Here is a 2,067-nt window from a genome sequence, read left to right as displayed (position 1 = left end):
CTCTTACAAGATCCGCGGCGCCTTCAATTTCTTCCGCAAGACACTGGCGGCCGGCAACGAGGCTGAACTGTTCGTCTGCGCGTCCGCCGGCAACCACGCGCAGGGTTTTGCTTTCGTCTGCCGCCATTTCGGCAGGCGAGGCGTTGTGTTCATGCCGGTGACGACGCCGCAGCAGAAGATCGACAAGACCAAGCTGTTCGGCGGCGATTTCATCGAGATCAGGCTGGTCGGCGATTTCTTCGACGACTGCTATCGCGCGGCCCTGGAATTCACTGGCAGTTCCGGCGCCCATATGGTGCCGCCCTTCGATCACAAGGACATTATCGAGGGCCAGGCAACCGTCGCCTACGAGATCGCGGACCAGATGCCGGGCGCCCGCATGCCCGATATCGTCATGCTGCCGGTCGGCGGTGGCGGACTTGCCGCTGGCGTCACCCATTATTTCGCCGATCAGGGCAGGGAAGCACGCTTCGTCTTCTGCGAACCGGCAGGCGCGCCGAGCCTGCGCGAAAGCCTTGCGGCGGGAAAACGGCTCAAACTCGCCAAGGTCGACAATTTCGTTGATGGCGCCGCGGTGGCCGAGATCGGCCGCGAGCCGTTGCGTCATCTCAAGGATTTTCCGGCCGAAACGGTGCGGCTGATCCCGGAAAACCGGCTCTGCGCCACCATGATCGAAATGCTCAACGTCGAAGGCGTCGTGCTGGAGCCGGCTGGCGCGCTGGCGATCGATGCGCTCAAGGATTTCTCCAAGAAGGAGATCAGGGGCAAGACCATCGTTGCCGTGGTTTCGGGCGGCAATTTCGATTTCGAGCGGCTGCCGGACGTCAAGGAACGGGCGCTGCGCTTCGAGGGGCTGAAGAAATACTTCATCATCCGCTTTCCGCAGCGGCCCGGCGCGCTGCGAGACTTCCTCGAACTGCTCGGGCCCGACGACGACATCGCCCGTTTCGAATATCTGAAGAAATCGGCGCGCAATTTCGGGTCGGTGCTGATCGGCATCGAAACCAAGGACCGCCGCAATTTCGATCTGCTCAAGGCGAAGTTCGAGGCCGAAGGCGTCCAGTATCAGGACATCACCGACAACGAGACATTGGCCGGTTTCATCATATGAGCGGCAAGGAGGTAGGAAAAATCTTCGTCGCACTGTTTTCCGGCATCAATGTCGGCGGCAACCGCATCGTCAAAATGGCGGAGCTGCGGTCGTTCTTCGAGGATCTCGGCTTTTCCGATGTCGCCACCTATGTGCAGAGCGGCAATGCCGTGTTCCGGGCGAAGAAGGGCGACGCAGCGACACTGGCGAAACAGATCGAAGCAGCCTTCGAGAAGAAATGGGGTTTTTATTCGCGCATCATGGTGCGCGATCTCTCATGGTTCGAACGGTTGGTGAGCGAAAATCCCTATCCGGAAGTTGCCGCGGACCACACGAAGCTGCATGCCTATGTGCTGGAGCGCGAACCGACGGCGGACGAGGTGGCGCGGCTGACCGAAAAGTGCACCGGCCCCGAACGCTTCGAGATCAAGGGCGATGTGCTCTACTTGCACGCGCCGGACGGGCTGGGCAAATCGGTGTTTGCCGGGCTGATCCCGCGCACGCTGAAAGCCCCGGGTACCGCACGCAACTGGCGCTCCGTGCAGGCGCTGCTGGAGATGGCTCGTGTGCCCTGACTTGCTTTCGATTTAAAGTGCAGCCTTGCCGGTCGGCGAGTATTGTTCCTGGATCAAGCCACTGTGTTTTTTCTGCAACAATTTGTGGCTGTCTGATTTGCTGGGCTGCCGAATGACCCGCGCCGTGGTATTCTCCCAATCTATTCTTGGGGGATTTCGATGAAACGTCTAATTATTGCGTCCACTTTCTTGATCTCTGCCTGCGGCGCATCGTTCGCGGCCGATGCGGTCACGACCGAGATGCCGGCGGGTTTCAACTGGTCCGGTGGTTATGTCGGTATCAACGCCGGCTATGGCTGGGGAAGTGCCGATGCAGTTGATCCGAGCGGCAATTTCTTCGAGGAAGACGCCGGCCAGACCTTGGACGTCAGCACCGATGGCTTTCTCGGCGGCGTCCAGGCT

2 protein-coding genes and 1 pseudogene are annotated in these 2,067 nt (G+C 60.1%); all 3 read left to right on the top strand.

What is annotated here, in order from left to right:
• On the top strand, positions 1-1,111 hold a 1,111-nt coding region (gene ilvA, locus EN750_RS31520), incomplete at its 5' end, for a threonine ammonia-lyase IlvA (protein WP_127399038.1).
• Positions 1,108-1,665, top strand: a complete 558-nt coding sequence (locus tag EN750_RS31515; RefSeq protein ID WP_127399037.1) for a DUF1697 domain-containing protein — start codon at positions 1,108-1,110, stop codon at positions 1,663-1,665. The genes ilvA and EN750_RS31515, both read left to right, overlap by 4 nt.
• Positions 1,666-1,824: 159 nt before the next feature.
• A pseudogene (locus EN750_RS31510) lies at positions 1,825-2,067 on the top strand (porin family protein); the annotation flags it as partial.

Source organism: Mesorhizobium sp. M7A.F.Ca.ET.027.03.2.1, from assembly GCF_003999175.1.
Lineage (GTDB): Bacteria > Pseudomonadota > Alphaproteobacteria > Rhizobiales > Rhizobiaceae > Mesorhizobium.
Note: the sequence above shows the minus strand (reverse complement) of the source record. Positions and strands in the feature narration are given on the sequence as shown.

Bases quoted from the DNA above. Each gene is read 5' to 3' on its own strand.
- EN750_RS31515 (WP_127399037.1), top strand. From the start codon at position 1,108: ATGAGCGGCAAGGAGGTAGGAAAAATCTTCGTCGCACTGTTTTCCGGC.